At 37.7% G+C, this 19233-nt stretch carries 22 protein-coding genes and 3 pseudogenes; 14 read left to right on the forward strand and 11 right to left on the reverse strand.

Annotated features, from left to right (window positions below):
- Window positions 1-48: 48 nt before the first annotated feature.
- The 3 genes and pseudogenes from VB713_RS26365 to VB713_RS26375 all read left to right on the forward strand — a co-directional run.
- Window positions 49-309, forward strand: a pseudogene (locus VB713_RS26365) (iron chelate uptake ABC transporter family permease subunit); the annotation flags it as partial.
- A gap of 68 nt (window positions 310-377) precedes the next feature.
- Entirely contained in the window at window positions 378-1391 is a 1014-nt protein-coding gene (locus tag VB713_RS26370; RefSeq protein WP_323314454.1) for an ABC transporter ATP-binding protein, read from the forward strand.
- A gap of 56 nt (window positions 1392-1447) precedes the next feature.
- On the forward strand, window positions 1448-1852 hold the full coding sequence (locus VB713_RS26375; RefSeq protein WP_323314455.1) for a hypothetical protein: 405 nt from the start codon (window positions 1448-1450) through the stop codon (window positions 1850-1852).
- A 23-nt stretch (window positions 1853-1875) separates the two neighbouring features.
- On the opposite strand, the gene VB713_RS26380 is transcribed toward VB713_RS26375, so the two are convergent.
- Window positions 1876-1977 (reverse strand): DUF29 family protein, encoded by a 102-nt coding sequence (locus VB713_RS26380; protein WP_323314456.1) that lies wholly within the window; start codon window positions 1975-1977, stop codon window positions 1876-1878.
- Window positions 1978-2152: 175 nt separating this feature from the next.
- Here VB713_RS26380 and VB713_RS26385 point away from each other — a divergent pair, with 175 nt between their 5' ends.
- From VB713_RS26385 to VB713_RS26410, 6 genes are all read left to right on the forward strand, one after another.
- The gene (locus tag VB713_RS26385; protein WP_323314457.1) at window positions 2153-3205 is read left to right on the forward strand and encodes a hypothetical protein; all 1053 of its coding nucleotides are present in this window, start codon (window positions 2153-2155) and stop codon (window positions 3203-3205) included.
- Between the two features lie 248 nt (window positions 3206-3453).
- Window positions 3454-3822, forward strand: a complete 369-nt coding sequence (locus tag VB713_RS26390) for a hypothetical protein (protein WP_323314458.1) — start codon at window positions 3454-3456, stop codon at window positions 3820-3822.
- Window positions 3823-3927: 105 nt separating this feature from the next.
- Entirely contained in the window at window positions 3928-4176 is a 249-nt protein-coding gene (locus VB713_RS26395; RefSeq protein WP_323314459.1) for a TIGR02450 family Trp-rich protein, read from the forward strand.
- Between the two features lie 623 nt (window positions 4177-4799).
- Window positions 4800-5666 (forward strand): ferredoxin:protochlorophyllide reductase (ATP-dependent) iron-sulfur ATP-binding protein, encoded by an 867-nt coding sequence (bchL, locus tag VB713_RS26400; protein ID WP_015216056.1) that lies wholly within the window; start codon window positions 4800-4802, stop codon window positions 5664-5666.
- A gap of 33 nt (window positions 5667-5699) precedes the next feature.
- Window positions 5700-6539 carry a DUF5331 domain-containing protein gene (locus tag VB713_RS26405; protein ID WP_323314460.1) on the forward strand — a complete coding sequence of 280 codons (840 nt, stop codon included), beginning with the start codon at window positions 5700-5702 and terminating at the stop codon, window positions 6537-6539.
- Window positions 6540-6704: 165 nt separating this feature from the next.
- Window positions 6705-8108, forward strand: a complete 1404-nt coding sequence (locus tag VB713_RS26410; RefSeq protein WP_323314461.1) for a ferredoxin:protochlorophyllide reductase (ATP-dependent) subunit N — start codon at window positions 6705-6707, stop codon at window positions 8106-8108.
- Between the two features lie 118 nt (window positions 8109-8226).
- Here VB713_RS26410 and VB713_RS26415 read toward each other — a convergent pair.
- Window positions 8227-8547, reverse strand: a pseudogene (locus VB713_RS26415) (modification methylase NmeDIP); the annotation flags it as partial.
- Between the two features lie 48 nt (window positions 8548-8595).
- Here VB713_RS26415 and VB713_RS26420 point away from each other — a divergent pair.
- The gene (locus VB713_RS26420) at window positions 8596-9117 is read left to right on the forward strand and encodes a hypothetical protein (RefSeq protein ID WP_323314462.1); all 522 of its coding nucleotides are present in this window, start codon (window positions 8596-8598) and stop codon (window positions 9115-9117) included.
- Between the two features lie 16 nt (window positions 9118-9133).
- Complete coding sequence (locus VB713_RS26425) at window positions 9134-9385, forward strand: hypothetical protein (protein WP_323314463.1); 252 nt, start codon at window positions 9134-9136, stop codon at window positions 9383-9385.
- 85 nt (window positions 9386-9470) lie between these two features.
- Here VB713_RS26425 and VB713_RS26430 read toward each other — a convergent pair whose 3' ends face one another.
- The gene (locus VB713_RS26430) at window positions 9471-10394 is read right to left on the reverse strand and encodes a hypothetical protein (RefSeq protein ID WP_323314464.1); all 924 of its coding nucleotides are present in this window, start codon (window positions 10392-10394) and stop codon (window positions 9471-9473) included.
- 30 nt (window positions 10395-10424) lie between these two features.
- Between VB713_RS26430 and VB713_RS26435 the strand changes: the two genes are divergently transcribed.
- Window positions 10425-10925 carry a hypothetical protein gene (locus VB713_RS26435; protein WP_323314465.1) on the forward strand — a complete coding sequence of 167 codons (501 nt, stop codon included), beginning with the start codon at window positions 10425-10427 and terminating at the stop codon, window positions 10923-10925.
- Between the two features lie 108 nt (window positions 10926-11033).
- Here VB713_RS26435 and VB713_RS26440 read toward each other — a convergent pair whose 3' ends face one another.
- The 3 genes from VB713_RS26440 to VB713_RS26450 all read right to left on the reverse strand — a co-directional run bounded on the left by VB713_RS26440 (window position 11034) and on the right by VB713_RS26450 (window position 13582).
- Entirely contained in the window at window positions 11034-11240 is a 207-nt protein-coding gene (locus tag VB713_RS26440) for a hypothetical protein (RefSeq protein WP_323314466.1), read from the reverse strand.
- Between the two features lie 168 nt (window positions 11241-11408).
- Window positions 11409-11930, reverse strand: a complete 522-nt coding sequence (locus VB713_RS26445) for a hypothetical protein (protein ID WP_323314467.1) — start codon at window positions 11928-11930, stop codon at window positions 11409-11411.
- 233 nt (window positions 11931-12163) lie between these two features.
- Window positions 12164-13582: a YcjF family protein gene (locus tag VB713_RS26450; RefSeq protein ID WP_416242485.1), complete on the reverse strand. Its 1419-nt coding sequence runs from the start codon at window positions 13580-13582 to the stop codon at window positions 12164-12166.
- 153 nt (window positions 13583-13735) lie between these two features.
- On the opposite strand from VB713_RS26450, the pseudogene VB713_RS26455 reads away from it, so the two are divergent.
- Both VB713_RS26455 and VB713_RS26460 read left to right on the forward strand, forming a co-directional pair.
- Window positions 13736-14248, forward strand: a pseudogene (locus VB713_RS26455) (hypothetical protein).
- Window positions 14249-14292: 44 nt separating this feature from the next.
- The gene (locus VB713_RS26460; protein WP_323314468.1) at window positions 14293-14583 is read left to right on the forward strand and encodes a hypothetical protein; all 291 of its coding nucleotides are present in this window, start codon (window positions 14293-14295) and stop codon (window positions 14581-14583) included.
- A gap of 32 nt (window positions 14584-14615) precedes the next feature.
- Here the strand turns inward: VB713_RS26460 and VB713_RS26465 are convergent, their stop codons facing one another.
- The 5 genes from VB713_RS26465 to VB713_RS26485 form a co-directional block, all read right to left on the reverse strand.
- Window positions 14616-14768, reverse strand: a complete 153-nt coding sequence (locus VB713_RS26465; protein ID WP_323314474.1) for a group I intron-associated PD-(D/E)XK endonuclease — start codon at window positions 14766-14768, stop codon at window positions 14616-14618.
- A 464-nt stretch (window positions 14769-15232) separates the two neighbouring features.
- Entirely contained in the window at window positions 15233-16186 is a 954-nt protein-coding gene (locus tag VB713_RS26470) for an asparaginase (RefSeq protein ID WP_323314469.1), read from the reverse strand.
- Between the two features lie 137 nt (window positions 16187-16323).
- Window positions 16324-16824, reverse strand: coding sequence for a CGLD27 family protein (locus VB713_RS26475; protein WP_323314470.1), 501 nt, complete (start codon window positions 16822-16824; stop codon window positions 16324-16326).
- Complete coding sequence (rsfS, locus tag VB713_RS26480) at window positions 16821-17282, reverse strand: ribosome silencing factor (protein ID WP_323314471.1); 462 nt, start codon at window positions 17280-17282, stop codon at window positions 16821-16823. The genes VB713_RS26475 and rsfS overlap by 4 nt, the downstream gene beginning before the upstream one ends.
- A 230-nt stretch (window positions 17283-17512) precedes the next feature.
- Complete coding sequence (locus VB713_RS26485; protein ID WP_323314472.1) at window positions 17513-18784, reverse strand: glycosyltransferase family 4 protein; 1272 nt, start codon at window positions 18782-18784, stop codon at window positions 17513-17515.
- Window positions 18785-19233 lie beyond the last annotated feature (449 nt).

Below are 19233 nucleotides of genomic sequence, written 5' to 3' on the forward strand. Positions count from 1 at the left end.
CAGGCTCTATCCCTTATGAAACAAGCTGTTTAACCACCTTGTCACCCGTTAAGAGCTTTTTGTGGACCGATAGCATTTTTAGGTGTAGCAATTCCCCATCTTTGCCGTAGTCTTTTTAATACTTCAGATCATCGCATATTAATTCCTAGTGTTATCATTATGGGTGCAATTTTAGCTTTATTTGCTGATTTGTTTTCCCAACTTTTAATCAGTCAGATGGTTTTACCTCTAAATGCTATTACTGCTTTGATAGGAACTCCTGTTGTGACTTGGGTAATTCTGCGGCGTAATTCTAAGAAAGCTTTTTAAACGCAGAGGTACACGGAGGTAAGCGCGGAGGTACGCAGAGTGTTTATACGTTTAATTCGCTATGCATTATGAGTAACTCAATTCTGACAACTTACAATTTGACTATTGGTTATAAGACTTCCCAGAAAACTATTCGGAATGTTGCAGCGAATATTTCTACATCTTTGCAAGCGGGGGAGTTGGTTTGTTTACTAGGTGCTAATGGTGCTGGTAAGTCTACTTTATTAAGAACTTTGGCGGGAATGCAACCACCAATTGCCGGGGAAGTTAAGCTTTTAGAAGATGATATTTATAAGTTACCACCACAGGAGTTAGCGAAACGTTTAAGTTTGGTATTGACTGAAAAAATTGATGTGGGAATGTTATCAGCTTATGCTTTGGTGACTATGGGAAGATATCCTTATACTGACTGGTGGGGAAGGTTATCATCTGAAGATGAAAATATTATTAATTGGGCGATAAAATCTGTGGGGGCGGTAAATTTAGCCCAACGAAATGTTAGTGAATTAAGTGATGGTGAACGACAAAAGATTATGATTGCTCGTGCTTTAGCGCAGTCGCCTATGGTGATGTTATTAGATGAACCAACAGCATTTTTAGATTTACCACGCCGGGTGGAAATTATGAAATTGTTGCGTCAGTTAGCGCGGGATACAAATCAAGCAATTCTGCTTTCTACCCATGATTTAGATTTAGCTTTGCGCCTTGCTGATAAAATTTGGCTGTTAGGAAATAACGGTATTCTCCACGTTGGCGCACCGGAAGATTTGATATTAAATGGTATATTTGCTGATACTTTCCGCAGTGAAGGTGTGGAATTTGATATGTTTTCTGGGGAATTTCATCTGCATACACCATATAAAGGGGAAGTTAATTTAAGAGGTGAAGGTGTTGCTGCTATTTGGACAATTCGGGCTTTAAAAAGAGTTGGATTTGTTGTTATACAAGATGATCAGTCTACACAAGTTACGGTAGATGTGATATCTGCGTCTGAAGGAGTTTTTTGGCGAGTCACAAATGGTCAGGCTGTGTCTACACATCATTCGTTGTATGAAGTGATTAAATTTTTGGATTTTTTATAAAAGCGATCGCTCATAATACCGTGTTATCCTTGACTGATAAGAATATTTTTATAATTATGTCACAATTAGAACGACTACAAAAAATGGCAGAAGATGAGCTAACCGAGTACAGCACTGATGCCCGGAAGATGGAAAAATTACGCCGTAAGATAGGTTTATCCGTATCTTTTGCGGAACAGCGACAGATCAAAGAAGCATTATTAGCTACAATGGAATCTAGCACAATTGCTGGAATAGTAGAAGACCAAAGACAAACGGTAGCTTTACCTTTTTGGGGAATTGCGGGTTTGGGGTTGTTATTTGGAATTTCTCTCAATCAACCCATAGCCTTGTTAGCGGCTGTAGCTGGTACTGTTGCGGCTTATAGAATTCAAAAATGGGGTTGGCAATTACAAGCAAAACGTTTATTGCTACGCACATTAGAAGATATTGAAATGCGTATCGCTCAACCAAATAAGTAATTTTTTCTAGATTTATGTATAAACTAAACTAAAAATGCAGGATCAAGAACCTGCTCAATACTGAAAGGACACTCATTAGGAAAAGTTTCTACTGATTTGTGAGTCTCCTTTGCAACATCTCTCATATTTTCGCCTAATCTGGTACTGCTGTGCAATTGTCCCGATTTAACTTGTCAGCTTAATTGGTAACATAAATTACTAAAATAATATCTAGAGAAGGTTCCTTACATTGATAAACTAACAATTATTGCTGGTGTGTGATTGGTTATTACTAAAAAACCATTGAAGGAGATAGAGATAATGACAAAGTATGATAAGATATTCAACTCACAAGAAACCTCAGAAGAATCACTGAGTCCTGAAGAAGCGGTAGCGGCTATCGCTGTCATTACGGCAATAGTTGATTCTTCCCTGGAAGACTTGGATACAGAGAGTTTGATTGATATTCTTTGGGAATTCGAGGTTTTTGATGAATACCCAGAAGAGGAAATGACAGAGATAGTTGATAGACTAGTAGCGATCGCACAAGATGAAGGATTAGGCCCACTGTTTAACACTGCATACGCCAGCCTTTCAGATGACATCGTACTAGATGGCTTTGCGGCTGGGGTAATCATGCTTTTAGATGACGAAGACTTGACTATCCCCACACAAAAACAGCCTTATATCAAACAGCTACAGCAAGCTTTAGAACTAGAAGACGAAGAAGCAGAGGAAATTATTAAGGAAGTAATAGCTGCAATTGAAGAAGCCGAAGAAGATGAATATGCAGCCGAAGAATCCGAAGCCGTAATATTTAATGACCAAGGTCAGCAGATATATAATTCACCTTTAGATAATTTTATAGTTCCCATTCCAGTTAACCCAGAACAGGGGGGAAGAATTCAAAGTCAAGAAGGAATAGTCGGTTTTTCAGATGATATTGGTACTTTGCTGAGAATTGATTATTATCCTCTCCCTCCTGAATATTTAGAGGAAATGGAATTTCAAGGGCAAGAAAAATATTTCCACTCAATTATCATCGAAAAATATGTGCCTCAGGCAATATTTGCCAATGTCCAAGGTGCAGAAATTAAATATGTAGAATATCTAGAAGATATTTTAAATGGATATTACTATGTACTCATTGATATGCCCAAAGGCTCAACCATTTCCAAACAAGAAAATAACGGAAATGCAATTAGATTAGATGCCTATCGAGGATTACTGGCATTTATTAATGGGGATTTTTTGTATATAGTTAGTAGTCAGCGCAGCTTTTTTGAAGGTAATACTCCTAGTTCTGTGAAGAAGGAAGCTGAAGAAATCAAGCAGCATATTTTAGAATTTGTAGAGACTATGGAATTTAGTTAAGTAGGAACTTTTGCAGTTGTAATTTCAATACCTTGTTCAAATTGGAAAAAGCCTTGATTTGTAGGTTGATTTGTGGAACGTGAACGTTCACAGAGCGTGGCATAAGCTATAGACCAATGCATTTGTTGGGTGGCACTGTCGCTTAACCCAGCCTACAAAAAATGGACAAAGTATTGATTAAATAAATAATATCAATTACCATTATTTCAAAACATCTCTCAAAATGCTGGGCGAATGGAATAATATCAATGATTAACTCCTACGACTTTGAAGATGATGACTTCGATATTGAGAATGAGGATTTATTTCCCATAAATCCTGTGAGCAAAATGACCGAAGGTGAGAAGCTACAGCGGTTTAAACGCTTTTTTGACAGCAGTACGCGCTCTATATTACAAGACTGTCTTTTTCGGGTTGTCAATTATGAAGATGGTACTGGCATTTTAGAAATACTTTGTCCAAATGAAATCGTCCGTCAACGTCTATCCAAAAAAAAGCGCAAAATTACCAATAATATCAATGGTTGCTGGAGTCAGATTAGATGGTTTTCTCTCTGTATCCAAGAAAATGGAGTGTTAGATTGTCAAACCTTCAACCGTAATGGCGATCGCTTTTGAATGACTATCTGATATCCTAAATTCCATCATTCAACAGGCTAAAATCATCTCTACGCCTTAAAAGTCAACACTGGACTCAATCTCGCTACCACATCTACTATATAAATGCCTAAAAAACAAAAATTTCCCTATTTACTCGGTTCTAAGTGGACAGCACAGCAAAAAATTGATGGGTGGCGACATTTTCAAGTTGTTAACCGGAAAAATCAGGGTAAGTGGGTGTATGCAGAAATGGTGGCTGCTTGTGACCCTCAAGTCCGTTTTTGGCTGAATGCGAAATTGTTACAAGATAATTCCCAGTGGCACGCCGGTTGGCAATCATTGCAGGAAATCAATGCTATTGGAGAAAATTAAGATAAAATTAATATTTATATATCAAATTTATGGTTGTCATGATTTAATTAGTTTTTAGATATAAATTTTTTAATTTAATAATTATTTACAACTAACAATTCTTAGCCGTAGCCAGCAGAAGGCATTTTTCATTCACTTAAATCATTCGATATTGAGTAAATTGCCTGAAAGCATCTATTTATAGACTCTCTCAAATTCTTAATTGTACGCAGCCGTAAGCATTGCTATCTTTCCAGTATTAACTGATAATAATTCTTTTTTTTTACAAAAAACACGCTTATTTGCTTGACAATAGTTGCAAATACATCAATGGAATTCCTTTAAGAACAGTTATAAACAGCGAATTAATTTTTTTGTTTTTTGTAACTATTTTATTAATTATTTTTTTTATAAATCAATTTAATATAATTTTTGAGCATTTTTTGAGATTTATAAGCCCAAATAACCACTTAAAGTCTTTTTATATTTAAATTACGCTGTCTAAAGCCAAATTTCAAATTTACAGCCTCTTTCTTTTCTAGGAAATTTGCACAATAATGACATTTACACACCTCACACGTCGCTAATACAGGCTAGGTGAAGGCTGCAAGTTTGAAAAGAAACTATTAAAGAGGCAATCAAAAGTGAAATTAGCAGTTTACGGAAAAGGTGGAATTGGCAAATCAACAACTAGCTGTAACATCTCAGTTGCCCTAGCCAAACGCGGTAAAAAAGTACTACAGATTGGCTGTGACCCTAAACATGACAGCACTTTCACACTTACCGGTTTTCTGATTCCTACAATTATCGACACCCTGCAAGAAAAGGACTACCACTACGAAGATGTTTGGCCTGAAGATGTAATTTATAAAGGCTATGGTGGTGTAGATTGCGTAGAAGCTGGTGGTCCTCCTGCTGGTGCAGGTTGTGGTGGATATGTAGTAGGTGAAACTGTCAAACTACTTAAAGAACTCAATGCTTTTGATGAGTATGATGTAATTTTATTTGACGTACTTGGTGACGTTGTGTGTGGTGGCTTTGCAGCACCACTCAACTATGCCGATTATTGCCTGATTGTTACTGATAATGGCTTTGATGCCTTATTTGCTGCTAACCGGATTGCAGCTTCAGTCCGTGAAAAAGCACGAACTCACCCACTGCGTTTAGCTGGGTTAATCGGTAATCGCACTGTCAAGCGTGACTTGATTGAAAAATACATCGAAGCAGTACCAATGCCAGTTTTAGAGGTATTACCTCTAATTGAAGATATCCGTGTTTCCCGCGTCAAAGGTAAAACTCTGTTTGAAATGGCAGAGTCAGATCCTTCACTGGACTATGTTTGCGACTATTACCTTAGCATCGCTGACCAAATCTTGGCACGTCCTGAAGGTGTTGTTCCTAACGATGCTCCAGATAGAGAACTTTTCTCTTTGTTGTCAGATTTTTATCTAAATCCGAGTAAACCACAAGCCACTAATGCAGAAGAGGAATTAGACTTGATGATTGTATAAAACATTATTACCTCGTCAGGATGGGGGGAGACTATGGCATTCTTTAATAGCTTTACGGACTCAATCAAGCAAAAGTGGTTGCAATTCTTTCAGGTGAACCGCGATTGGATTACCCTGCAAATGGCAATAGAATCAGTTTATACCCCCGATGGAGGGAAGCGACCATCTTCGTACCTCATCCTGGGAGTGGTAAATGCGCTAGAACCCAAACTAGCCCAGCTAATGTTTCCCTTTGCTAAATTAAATCCAGATGCTGATACTCTGATTGAAGTATTGGATTTGCATTTTGACCCAGATATTGTCCTGGGAAACCGTTTGAGTCCCACGACGGAACCAAAAAGATACTTGGACGTTTCTGAAGACATCCCTGAAGTGTTGGAAGACATTCCTGAATATGTTCTTGAAGAGGAAGCATCAGCAAGTACTGATTTAAGTGATGTTGAGGAAGAGGATATTGATCAAGAATTTACAATGATCGATGTCACTCAAGTAAATTGGGACGAAAGCAATTCACTGGTAGATGAAAATGCTTTCGATGAGATTTCTTTAGCCGATGAAAACATCCTAGAGGAGTCCGAACCGGCATCCAGTTTAGAAACAGTGGATGAGTTTAGTGGGATTTCCTTTGAGTCTATGACTTTATCGGAAGACAACAAAGCGTCTGCATCAGGTGATTTAAGTCTTTCTGATGACAATGGGTTTGATGATCTAAATCAACCTGACGAGAGCGCATTTCGTGATGTGTTGTCTGATGTCTGGGGTGATGAAACATCCCTCCAAGAGGGTGAAGAAAATAATGACCTTTTGGGTGAAGAACTGCCATCAGAGGTTTTTGATGAATCAGAAATGGCTCGTCTCTTCCCCAATAATTAATTGTTGAAAGCAGGTGGTGGGGGCAAGTTAGTACAGAGTTATGAGTAACGAGTAGTGAGTAGGAACGAGAGTCAACCACTTGGTACTCAGCACTCAGTACTCACAAGCTTCCAGTCCCTAATCATCTGCTTGACAAGCTTAAAAAATTAAGGGGAGAATATTAATATGACTGTTGCTCAACAGCCAGAAGCTTTAAATTTTGAATGTGAAACTGGAAATTATCACACTTTTTGCCCGATTAGCTGCGTTGCGTGGTTATATCAAAAAATTGAAGATAGCTTCTTTTTGGTGATTGGGACAAAAACCTGTGGTTACTTCTTGCAAAATGCAATGGGAGTGATGATTTTTGCTGAACCCCGCTATGCAATGGCAGAGTTGGAAGAAGGGGATATTTCGGCACAGTTGAATGATTATGAAGAATTAAAACGATTGTGTGAGCAAATTAAGCGCGATCGCAATCCTAGTGTAATTGTCTGGATTGGTACTTGCACCACAGAAATTATTAAAACCGACTTGGAAGGTTTAGCACCTAAGTTAGAAGCTGATTTGGGTATTCCTATCGTTGTCGCTCGTGCTAACGGACTCGACTACGCATTTACCCAAGGAGAGGACACTGTGTTAGCCGCTATGGCTCACCGTTGTCCTGAAAAGTCTCCAGTATCAGAAACTGAAAAAGGTGAGCGTAACGCCATTCAGAAGCTGATGAATTTCGGTAAGAAAAAAGAAGACATCGCCCAAGATGAATCTGAGTATGTAGATCATCCACCTTTGGTGCTATTTGGTTCTTTACCTGACCCCGTAGTGACTCAGTTAACCTTGGAACTGAAAAAACAAGGTATCAAAGTTTCTGGTTGGCTACCCGCAAAACGATTTACAGAATTACCTGTGATCGAAGAAGGGTATTATGTCGCTGGTGTTAACCCCTTCCTCAGCCGCACCGCTACAACTTTAATGCGTCGCCGTAAATGTAAACTAATTGGCGCACCATTCCCCATTGGCCCTGATGGAACCCGTGCTTGGATTGAAAAAATCTGCTCGGTATTTGGAATCACACCCCAGGGTTTAGACGAACGGGAAACGCAGATATGGGCTGGCGTAGAAGATTATGTGAAATTAATTCGCGGTAAATCGGTGTTTTTGATGGGTGATAACCTGTTAGAAATTTCTATGGCGCGGTTTTTGATTCGCTGTGGAATGACTGTTCAGGAAATCGGTATTCCTTACATGGATAAACGCTATCAGGCTGCTGAATTAGCTTTGTTAGAAAAGACTTGTCAGGAAATGAATTCACCTTTACCAACGATTGTAGAAAAGCCTGATAATTACAATCAACTGCAACGTATTTATGAGTTGAAACCTGATTTAGTAATTACTGGTATGGCTCATGCTAACCCACTAGAAGCACGAGGTATTAATACTAAGTGGTCTGTGGAGTTTACCTTTGCACAAATTCACGGTTTTGGTAATACCCGTGACATTTTGGAATTAGTAACTCGTCCTTTAAGAAGGAATAATAATTTGAAGGATTTAGGTTGGGATAAGTTAGTGAGAGAAGAAGCGAAGATTTAAGTTTTTTTTTCGGCAATTTTAAGGGCGGACTTTCGGGTTCGTCCTTTTTTTTTGTTTATGAAATAACGAACCGCAGAGGCGCAGAGGACACAGAGAGGAATGCTATAATTGGCGTGATGCCACCAATAGAAAAATCAGGACAACGTAGACCACCAATAAAACCAATTATATTATTTGATTTACGAGCATCTTTGACTGGTTCATTTAGACGTTGTGCTGGTGTTCCTGCTATTAATTTGCTTACGTCTGCATCTTCTCCTTGATGATATCTATATTCAGGTTGTGGGAGTTTGATAATTTCTCGTGAATAGCGATATGCGGACATGAATGGGGGGAAGATTTCGTTGACGTAAGCGATTTTATAGCCTGTGGTTTCAAAGCCTAAATCGAGGAATCCTGAACCAGAGAAGAAGGAGAAGATGGAAATAGTGTCATTCATTGATAAAATGCAATGATGTCATTTTCGCTAAATTAATTAAATATTATTATGTCTTCATCTGATTGGGAAAAGTTCTTATCTGAAGGAAAAAAAGCAGTTGAAATAGTTCGTAGAGGGTTAATAAATCGCGGTATCAATGCTGGTGAACCAAGAATAACAGAATTTGGTACTGATGAAGATATTCCAGTATATAGCAGTGATAATCAGCGTCAGCTATTTTGGATATCAGTCAAGAGTGTTTCCGGTTTAGTGGAAAATCCAAAAATCCTACCTTTTGGTTATCAAGGTTGGATGTGTGGAGAGGTAGAAAGTAAGCAATGGGTGAACCCACCTGCTGCTATTATTTGGTTTTGTTTAGTCAATGGAATGTCATGGGGTGCTATTTCTCCTAGTAGGTTAAGTACCCGTTGGTTTATTTATCCAGATCGTTGGGGTACATCAGCAGATAGTAGAAAAACTCGTCAGTTAGGTCGGAAAGCATATCTTTATCCTAGTTGGCTTGTTCCTCCATCAGCTATAATAAGTAAAGCAGAAATTATCGCTTATGTTCAGCGACTAGCACAAGAATAATAAAAAGGTTTTAAATATGTCTGAACCATTTGTAGACCTTAATGCTATCTTCAATCTTGCAATTAAAGAAACTGAAGAACTCATTAAGTTGGGTTTTGATATTAGTGATCCTTCTGTTGTCACACCACTGGGATGGTATGCTAATAAATATCCAGAAATTGCGGAACGTTGTAATGAAGCTTTGCTAGAATTGAGTGATAAGCAAGCTGCATCTACTCCTGAATTGGTTGGTGCTGGATACTCTGATAATCATTTACACAGTTTTTAATTAATCTGTCATTTATCAAATTAAATTTGATGAATTAACAAATTAATGCGATCCAATAAATTATTTTGAGGATATTTTTTTCATATTAAAACTCAATTTCATCTATATTAATATCTTTTCCAGTTTCTGTAATTATTTCAGATAAAATATCTTCAAATTCAATAAATAGAAAATTACTAATTCCAGTTGTTTCAAAGAAATTATTTTGAATTTCTCTGATCATATTTACACTTGCAGGAATATCTATAGTTTTTCCTTCACTAGATTTTATCTTAATCATCTCTTCTTTAATTGGAATTAACTTTTCTTTTACACTACTTCTTAAGATTGCAGTTAAAATATCTTCTAAATTTAAAGGATTATAAGGTAGTTGTTCTACACATTCTTTTAGTTTATTTTTATTCCAAAGCTGATTATAATAACCATTACAAGGGTGTGTAAGATTGGTTTCACTATATTTATAAGCATCCTCATGCCATACACAAGTCGAACCATATTTATCAAACCCTTTGATTGAATGACCAGGTAAATTATCATTAATAAATAGTTCCCATATAAAAGCGGATGATGACCAATTATTCTGTCTTGTTAACTGATCATGAAAGTGAGAATATCTATTCTTTGTTTGGTACTCATCCCACCGATAATTAATCTGATTTAATCTTGGATACTTAGCTTCAAACAGACAAAGTTTTGCTGTATTACCAGCACTGCGAAATAATATAAGAGCATCACATCCAAATTCTTGTTCTAAATTATTAGATAAGATTTGAGATTGACAATGATAGAAATTTTTCACAACTTTGACATTGCGAAAAAATAATCTAGTATAACTCATAAGTGTGGAGACATAATCTCTCTCATTTCTGATACAACCATCATAGATATCCTGTCTAACATATTGATCTAAAGCATAAATACCTTTAGCAATTAGGGAATTTATGACATTAGGATTTGAACTAGAATGTAGATACAGAGTATTAGGATAAAAGTTGAAAAAAGTTGACATTATTTTTAGAAATAAAGAAGAAATAAAATAATGAAAATATTCACTGGATTTTTCTTAAAATCTCTATACATAATATACTGGATCAGTAATTTCTTTGTCGAGCTTAAATATTGTTTCCGCAAACGTGCTGCACTAGCAAAATATCAGCAAATTCTTGATTGGGTTAAAACTCAAAATATAGCCTTAGATACTAGCGAAGATTTAAAATTACCTGATCATTTGCTAGGTATTACTCATAATGACTTAGTTCAAGCCCTCCATACATTAGAGGATAGATACTATGTGGCAATGATGATTAATTATAGCTCAGTTATGACAGGTATAGGTACGACACGCACCATTAAAGGTATATTGGCTTGTGATGTACCTTTACAATCCAGATACTTAACCAAAATTTCTAATTTTCGTCACCGGATAAATATTTTAGGAGAAGCAGTATGTCCAAACCAACACAAAGCAGCTTGGGCATTTACAAATCTTGAGGTGGATAAGCGATATAATGATTGTCTATTTGCAGTTCACCGTTATTGAAATAATTATTTTATATCTTTATAAATGAGGTATTTGCACGAATTTATTCAACAATATATTATTACTTGATAGGCATCTTTATAGAAAACCTATCGAGTATTGTCTTCATTAATTGCCTTTTTCAGCAAGTGCTTCTAAATGAAAAGCAATATTATTGAGTGCGAACTGAATTTCTGTACTGTGAGGAATACTTCTCCATCTTGGAGTTGTTGCATGATCTAGTGCAGTTGTGTCTAAGTATCGCGCAATAACGACGAGTTTTTCTGGATCTGTTGCGGCTGTAGACAAATTTTCCAAAAATTCTTGAGGTGTCATGAGTTTGCAAATAGTGTAAACATCTGAAAAAATCAGAGATGTTTTGAGAATAACTGCTACACCAAAATCAATCTGTTCAAAATTGCATTAAATTTCGTTTAGATTGCTAGATAAAATCGACTTTTTTTTGTGGATTAATTTTTACATCATTAAAATCAGTATGTTTGACTAGAAATTAAAATCTTTAGAATATTTATTAAATAGACTATACCAACCTTTGGTGTTACAAATTGTTTGACCAGTTGATAACTTTTGGTTTTGATTTTTTCCCAGGTCGATTTTCTTTAAATAGCGTATACTTAAACAATATTTTTCAGTCTTTTTACAATAGAAGATAGCTTCTGTATTATTTGCGTTTGATTTTGCATCTTGATAAATTTGTAGACAATCTGCATATTTACTGATAGAAAAGCCTTTAGGAAGTAATTCTATTTTTGTTTGATCACTATCCTCTGCTGAAAATTTTTGGATTTGGTTATTTTGTTTATTGTCAGAAGAATTTGGTTTTGAACTTGGAGATAAGAGAGTAGAGATATTATCTTTTACTTGTTCTGTATCTCCAGAAATAATTAAACCGATTTGTGTGTATAACCATATTGAAGTACAGATAGTAATTAATGATATTATTAAAATAATAATAGGATTAAAAATGATTTGCTGATACTTTTCTATTTGAAATATTTTGATCATTAGAGGTAATAACAAAGCAAAAACGAATATTAAAGATCCGAGACAAACAATAATCAGATAAAATGCAAACATAGTTTTTAGGCATATAAAATAGTTTGACTGACAATATTTTTAATGATTTTACTTTTCAAAAATGTAATTTACCGTTACATAAATAAAGACTTATAGCGGTTTTCTATCTAGAAAACCGCTTTTGTTGTGAGCATTTTCTACAAATATGTCTAGGTGCGAAACTATCCCACAACTTCAACTGCTTTAGCTTCTGGTAACAAACGTTTTACGCCTTGCTTAACAAAAGCTTCCAAAACAGCCAATTTTTGATTCTGCTGGAATACTGTTTGTAGAACTTGGCGTAATTTTTCTAAGTTCAAACCATTTCCTGTTTCTAAAGCTATTTCTTGCTGTTCAAAATATTCAACTAAACTTAACCCTGCAACTCTAGTTAAATAAGCAGCACTCACTCCTTCAACGAGTCCCCCTGCAACAAAGGTGACAGCGTTAGTTTTGAGAATACCAGTAACAGCCCTTGTAGAAAGTTCTACTAAACCTAACTTCAACATTAAGCTTCCCATAGTTCCAGCTACTTGTTGTGCTTGTTCTAAGGAAATTTTTTGTTGATAAATGTTACCCAAATCTATTACCATTTGGGCATTAATGGCCGCAGTTGCTAATATATCTAAAGCGGGAATTGGGTTAGCAAAGGCAGCAGCGGCAGCAATCCACTGATTTTGTTCTATGATGGGTGTAGAGCGATCGCACCTCACCCTATTTAAACAATCTTTCGCCTCAGCTTTCAATAACAGCACTTTCCGCAGAGTCGTTGTACAAACTAGCTGCTGTCCTTGCTGCGCTAATATTTCGGTTAACTGCTGTGTTAATTGTTGAATATCTGGTGCTGGTTGTTCCATCCATTCTTGCACAGTACCATCAGCTTCATGTTTCCGCACTTTCACAGGAACAGGATTTACTGCTGTTGCTACTATATTTCCTTCCATTCGCTGTTTCAAGGACTGCAACACCGTCGTGCGTTCATCTGGCATATACTGGTCTTGTTTGTTAAAAACCAGCAATGTCGGCTGTTTTATGGCTTTTAGTTGTTGCAAAACTTGAAATTCTGAGTCTGTCAAATCACCATTTGTCAGGAACAAAACAAAATCAGATTTCTGCACTGCTGACAAAATAGCTACATTGGAATTTTCACCCAATTCTGCAAACAAAGGTGCTGTTTCTGAAAAATGTAGAGACGCTGTATCTAACTTCTTGAGAATTTGAATAATTGTACTTTTACCTACTGACTTTCCACCAGTAACAGCAACTTGAATTTCTCGTCTGTCTAACTCTAAGGGTAATTTAGCAAGTTGTTGACGTAGGCTTTCTAAAGCTGGATGTTTGTCTGCTTCTTGTGCAAGTTGGTTGATGACTGCTTCTGTTTGAGCGATCGCATTTTCTACAGATGCCCTGTCTACAACCATATCATCTAGCTGCTCACCAGGGCGATTTTTCTGCAATAACCACAAACCCCCACCCACAGCTAAAGCACTCAGGAGTCCGAATTCTCCCACCTGGACTATTGAATCATGCCAAGTGTCTAACATCCACAAAGAGAAGGACAATCCCAGTCCTCCCACCAATATTGGTTTATGTAACTTCACAATTCTGATTCTCCGCGCTTGGATAGCTTTATCTTTCAGAATAGATCAAAACCTGCTTTTTCGAGTGCCACAGGTAAACAGATTTAATTATAAAATACAATTATGCACTGGTTGAATAAATATTCACTGATTTATAACTTGAGGTTAATACAGATGACACAAGAATTAATCGACCTCAGAAACAGCATTACGGAAGGACTTTACACAGATGCTTTGGCAATTGTGGATGAATTAGAGGGAATGAGTAAAAAGGCTATTTTGAGGCAAATTAAATCTTTTTTAAAGATTTTGTTGATACATTTAATTAAGAATCAAATAGAACAGCGATTAACAAATTCTTAGGCTGCTTCTATTCGTTATGCAATCGTAGAGATTCAAGATGTGAATCTGAAAGATAATAAAAAATCTTATTACATCAATCAAGATGAATGGCAAACTTGGCTTGAAGATGAAGTTACACTAGCAATAGGAGATGCAAGTTTAGAGGTTTTGAATGGGACTTTAAAAAGACAGCAACTTTCGCAAATGCTAAATAAACCCCAATTACTTTTCAATGCAATTGAGTTATTAGCAATGACATATAATTATCCAAATAGAGAATTACCAGACATTATAGATAATTATTTTACTCAATTACCAGGTGGTGAAGATTGGAACAATAGCTAGAATTGTGAAATAATGCCAACTTAGTAAAATTTCAGGAAATGGATATGAATACAAAATTGGTTGAATCTATAGCCCAAATTATTTTATCTTTATCTGAAGAAGAAAGAAAACTATTAGAATTAAAAATTACAAACTTAGCAACATCTCCGACAGTTAACCAATCAAGCAAACAAAATATCTTAGATTTAGAAAATCGTTTAAAACAATTTGAAAAACAATATCAGATGTCATCAAGCAGTTTTTACCAGCAATTTAAATCAGGTAAATTAGGAGATGGAATAGACTTTTTTGAGTGGAGTGTCTTCTATGAAATTTGGAATAATGCACAGCAATAATTAACACCCAGCACGAGTTAATGCGTTTATGATTAATGTTCATCAAACCAAGCATATTTGACTTGTATTTTAATTAAATTTCCCCCAACATCAAATACTAAATCGTAAGGTAGTCTATCACCAACAGGTTTCAAAACTCCCCAACCACGTTTTAAAGCATGAAGAATAGCAGCTTGTTCTGCTATTCTTCATGCTTTGTGTCCATTTGCAAAATAAAATCAGCGTAAAACAAAACCCCGCAATCAATTAAGATTACAGGGTTTAATTTTTAAATTTGGTGGCGGGAAGTGGATTTGAACCACTGACCTTCGGGTTATGCTTACCAACTACAACTTTCGTTGCCTAGTTAAACTAGTTTGTGGTCTGGACTGTCCCTTCACCCTCGTCATTAACGTTAGGGTGTCTGCCTCCCAGTCTCTACACCTTCTCCATTTCTGGAGCTTGGTTCGGGATTACCGCGCTATTGGCTTCCCCGAGTTTGACAGATAAACACATACAAATTACTTCATATGCCGCCCAATACAAGACTAACTGATAAGCGTTTAGTTAATCTTAAGTCTTGAGCCCGACGAGCTACCAGGCTGCTCTATCCCGCGTTGCTTTTGTCTCTCGACTTCTTTAATATAGCGCGAAGTCAAAAGTTTGTCAACTACAAAAGCGATAATTCTCCAATTACTTCCAAACGCTTGTATTTTCCGAGGTTCATAAACTTCTCAGATAGGCTCTGGGCAACGCTAGGAGTAATCCAGCCCATTTGTTGCAGCAGGTGAATGGCTACGGCATATTTGGCCCGTTTGGCTCCATCCATGACTTTAATTGCCAATCCCATGCCTTCACCAAGTCTGCCGATGCACTGCACACCTTCGGCACCAGCTTTGCTGACAAGTTCACTGGGAGCTAGGCGCATCAATTCGGTGTCAAATTCCCCATCTCCAGCCACCATAGTGGGATGATGATTCATGGCGCGGACGACACGCTCCATATCCAAACTATTGCTAGAGGCAAGCACCGCATATAAAGAAGCCATTTGACTGAGTTGCATCAAATATGTGGGTGCGCCACAGTCATCATGGGCGGTGAGAAATTCTTCTGCTGGCATTCGCAGCAATTCCGCTACTTTGGTGATAATTAACTGCTGGACTGGGTGTTTACGATCCAGGTAGTTGTTTAAAGGCCAATGGCGTTGCTGACAGACGGCTAACATTCCGGCGTGTTTACCGGAGCAGTTGTATTCTAGAGGACTGCGTTTATCTTTAGGTATTGGGCATTGGAGGGCAGTTGGGTCAAGATCAGCCCGCCAAATAATGTTAAATACCTGTCTCACCTGCTCTAAGGTTCCTTTGTGGGAACTGGTGATGATGGCTAAGTCGCGATCGCTCAAATCATATCGCTCTAGTGTGCCTGTGCTGGCGACAGCCAGGGCTTGAAATGGCTTGAGGGCTGAACGGACAAATGCAGCGGTTTCGGCGTTGCCAGCAACTGACAGAACTCGTCCCCGTTCGTCGCTGACTACAGCCTGGACTATATGCCGAGATTCGATAATACCTTCCCGCAGCAACCGGACTTCCAGTGCTGCGGACTGAGTTCGTTTTCCCATTGTCATGGGTTTATATCTATTTTGTAGGTTGTCAGTTGTCAATTGTCAGAGGGAAAAGGCAATAGGCAATAGACAGTAGTCTATTCTCCCTTGTTCTTTGTTAAGAGTTCCTAATGACTAATGACTAATGACTAATGACTAATTTATAACAAATGCCAAACTATAGTACCAATAAGATACATTAAAGCCAAGGCTGCAAAGGTAATTTGTAAGCGTTGGAGAATGGGTTTAATTTCGTAGGAGACAATCAAGCGATCGCGAACAATGACTTCCTGGGGTTTTGTCCAGGTTTGTCCGTCGTACCAACCAGATTCTTCATAGAATACTGTGGGACTGTAAAGGCGATCGCGCACATAGAACCAACCCAAGTACAACCGCACCAATACCATCACCACCCCAACACTCGCTGTGGCTGCTCCACAAAGTACAAAATAAACCATATTCTTTTGTGGAGGAAAACTGGCCGCAGCTACAGGCCCTGCCAATAGCCACGACCAACTCCAAATCCAAAAAATTTTGCTGGTGTAATCGCGCCACTTGGCAGCGCTATCACGAAACAGCCACGCATTTTTTAACTCTTCGTACTCATTCAGCGGTTGTTGTTCTGTAGGAACTGGGCAATTAGAAACCGAGGATTTCATCATCTGGGCTGATCCTCACCATCATCGGAGTTTGGTAGCGAAATGCGTTCGGCATGAACCCAGAACGCTTCTAAATTATAAAACTCCCGTTCTTTTGGCATCATGATGTGAACGATCACGTCGCCATAGTCTTGTAGCACCCAACTTCCCTCAGCTTTTCCTTCTGTCCTTAAGGGACGACGTTGCAAATCGCTTTCGACTTTAGCTTCAATTGCAGATGCGATCGCTCTGACTTGTACCCTAGAATAACCAGTCATCATCACAAAGTAGTCAGACAAGTAAGAAACCTCTGCTACCTTGAGTAGTAAAATCTCACCAGCTTTGCGTTCTGACCCAGCTTCGGCGATGGTTATAGCTAATTTGCCACTGCCATCATCAGTTTGAGCCATTGATCTGTTCACAGTATTCTTTGTCAGTGGAACAGATTGTAAGGGGAAATTTCCTTGGAAATAATCAGTCATTAAACCTCAGGTGCTTTTTTTCCTTTTATAACAATTAGTCTGATGTACTTACAACAAACTTGCAATTGTGTAAATAGGTTTTTTTGAATACTAACAAAAAAATAGGTGTTTATGGGGCTTGCTTAACAATTAGCAGCACGCTGGGTCTAGGCAACACATAAAATTGCTAAGTGCCATCTGTACAAACTTAAATTATCCTGAAATAAATGCATTGATACTCTTAAAATCTATTAAACTTCTGGTTTAGTAACAACTATGGGCTGAATTGCTTTGGGTGTGGCTGTTAATGAGTAACACAATGTTTCGTACTGATTTAAAGCTTGCTCAAAGGAATATTGCTCAATAGCGTATTGACGACTGTTGTAACCAAGGGTTTTGACCTTTTCTGGAGTTTGGTACAAGTCTAAAATTGCCGTTGCTAAGGCTTGGGGATCTTCTGGAGGCACAATCACTCCACCACCGCTTTGTTTAATTGCTCTAGCTGCCGTACCATTGTCAGGAACAGATCCCACTAAAGCTCTGCCACTGGCAAGTAGAACTTGGATTTTTGATGGCATATTGAAAGAAATCACGTTTTTCTTCTGCACTACCAAACCCACATCTGCTGCTGCTAACATTTGCGGCAGATCTTTTCGGGGTTGAAACGGTAATAACAAAACGTTATCTGCGCCCCAGTCGAGACACTGCTGTTGCAACCGCTGCAAGCCTTTGGCCTCACCAACAACCACGAACGCAATTTCTGGAATATCACGTAGTTTTGCAGCAGCTTTAATCACTGTCTCTAAGCCTTGTGTCAAAGCAATGTTACCAGAATATAAAGCCACAAATTTACCATTCAGATTATGTGTGGCGCGGAAAGGGTTATCGTCTTGTGGTAGTGGACGGATGAAGTTCACATCAACCCAGTTGGGAATTTGCACTATTTTTTCGGCTGCTATCCCTTTAGAAAGTAAATTTTCTACAAACCCATCAGCAATTACACTAATTTTACTGGCGGATGAATAGGCGAATTTTTCTAATGCTGTAAATATTTTAATCAGCGATTTGTTTTTCAGCAGACCGACGTGGATAGCTGCTTCAGGTAATATATCTTGTAAATTTAAGACTACAGGACAACCGCGTAACCATCCTAGAAGCGCGGCAGGTACGCATACTGGCAAAGATGGTGATGTTGTAATAATTATATCAGGTCGCCAGCCCATGATAGCTGGAAAAAAACTGGTAATTACAAAACTAGCATCTAGCATCACCCGATCTAAGAGGTTTGGTTGGGGACGAATCCAAACATAACTACGTTGGATATCAACTCCATCCTTGTGTTCGTTTAAATACAATTTACCCCGATAGTCTGGATAAATTTGACGTTCCGGGTAATTAGGCATAGCTGTAACTACACGTACTTGATGTCCACGTTTGACCAATCCCTCAGCTAATTCAGTCATTAGCGGGGCTATACCAATAGGCTCTGGGTGGTAATTGTAGGAGTAAATTAAAATCCGCATAAAAAATTAGCCGGAGTTTCCTGGTTTTTTGTTGAACAACAATCAGTATTTGTTTTTAAAGTCACTTTGGAGCATATGATCTCCCATGTTATTTTATTGTCTCTTTATACTTGTTCCTTGTCAGTAACTTTTCGTTGAAGATTATGTAAATTTTGATATAAAGTTTTTAAAGCTAGTACCGCAAAGCGGAGGTCAAAAGAAAGACAGTTTGTCCGTCAAAATATATTTGACAGACTACTAGTATGCTGGAAATTAATCCTGGACTATGTAATATGTATTTTTGAATTTATTTTAACATTTTTATAGTAAATTCCAATACTTCACAATCCTCTTTCACTGAGAAAGTATATTTGCTGTATATGTGATAATCTCGCTCTAGTGTACTCTTTGTCAACTGTAAGTAGGTGGGCATAAATATTTATCGTTGAGACAAGGCAGGAGGCAGAAGG

Origin of the sequence: Anabaena cylindrica UHCC 0172, from assembly GCF_034931625.1 — a bacterium.
Lineage (GTDB): Bacteria > Cyanobacteriota > Cyanobacteriia > Cyanobacteriales > Nostocaceae > Anabaena > Anabaena cylindrica_A.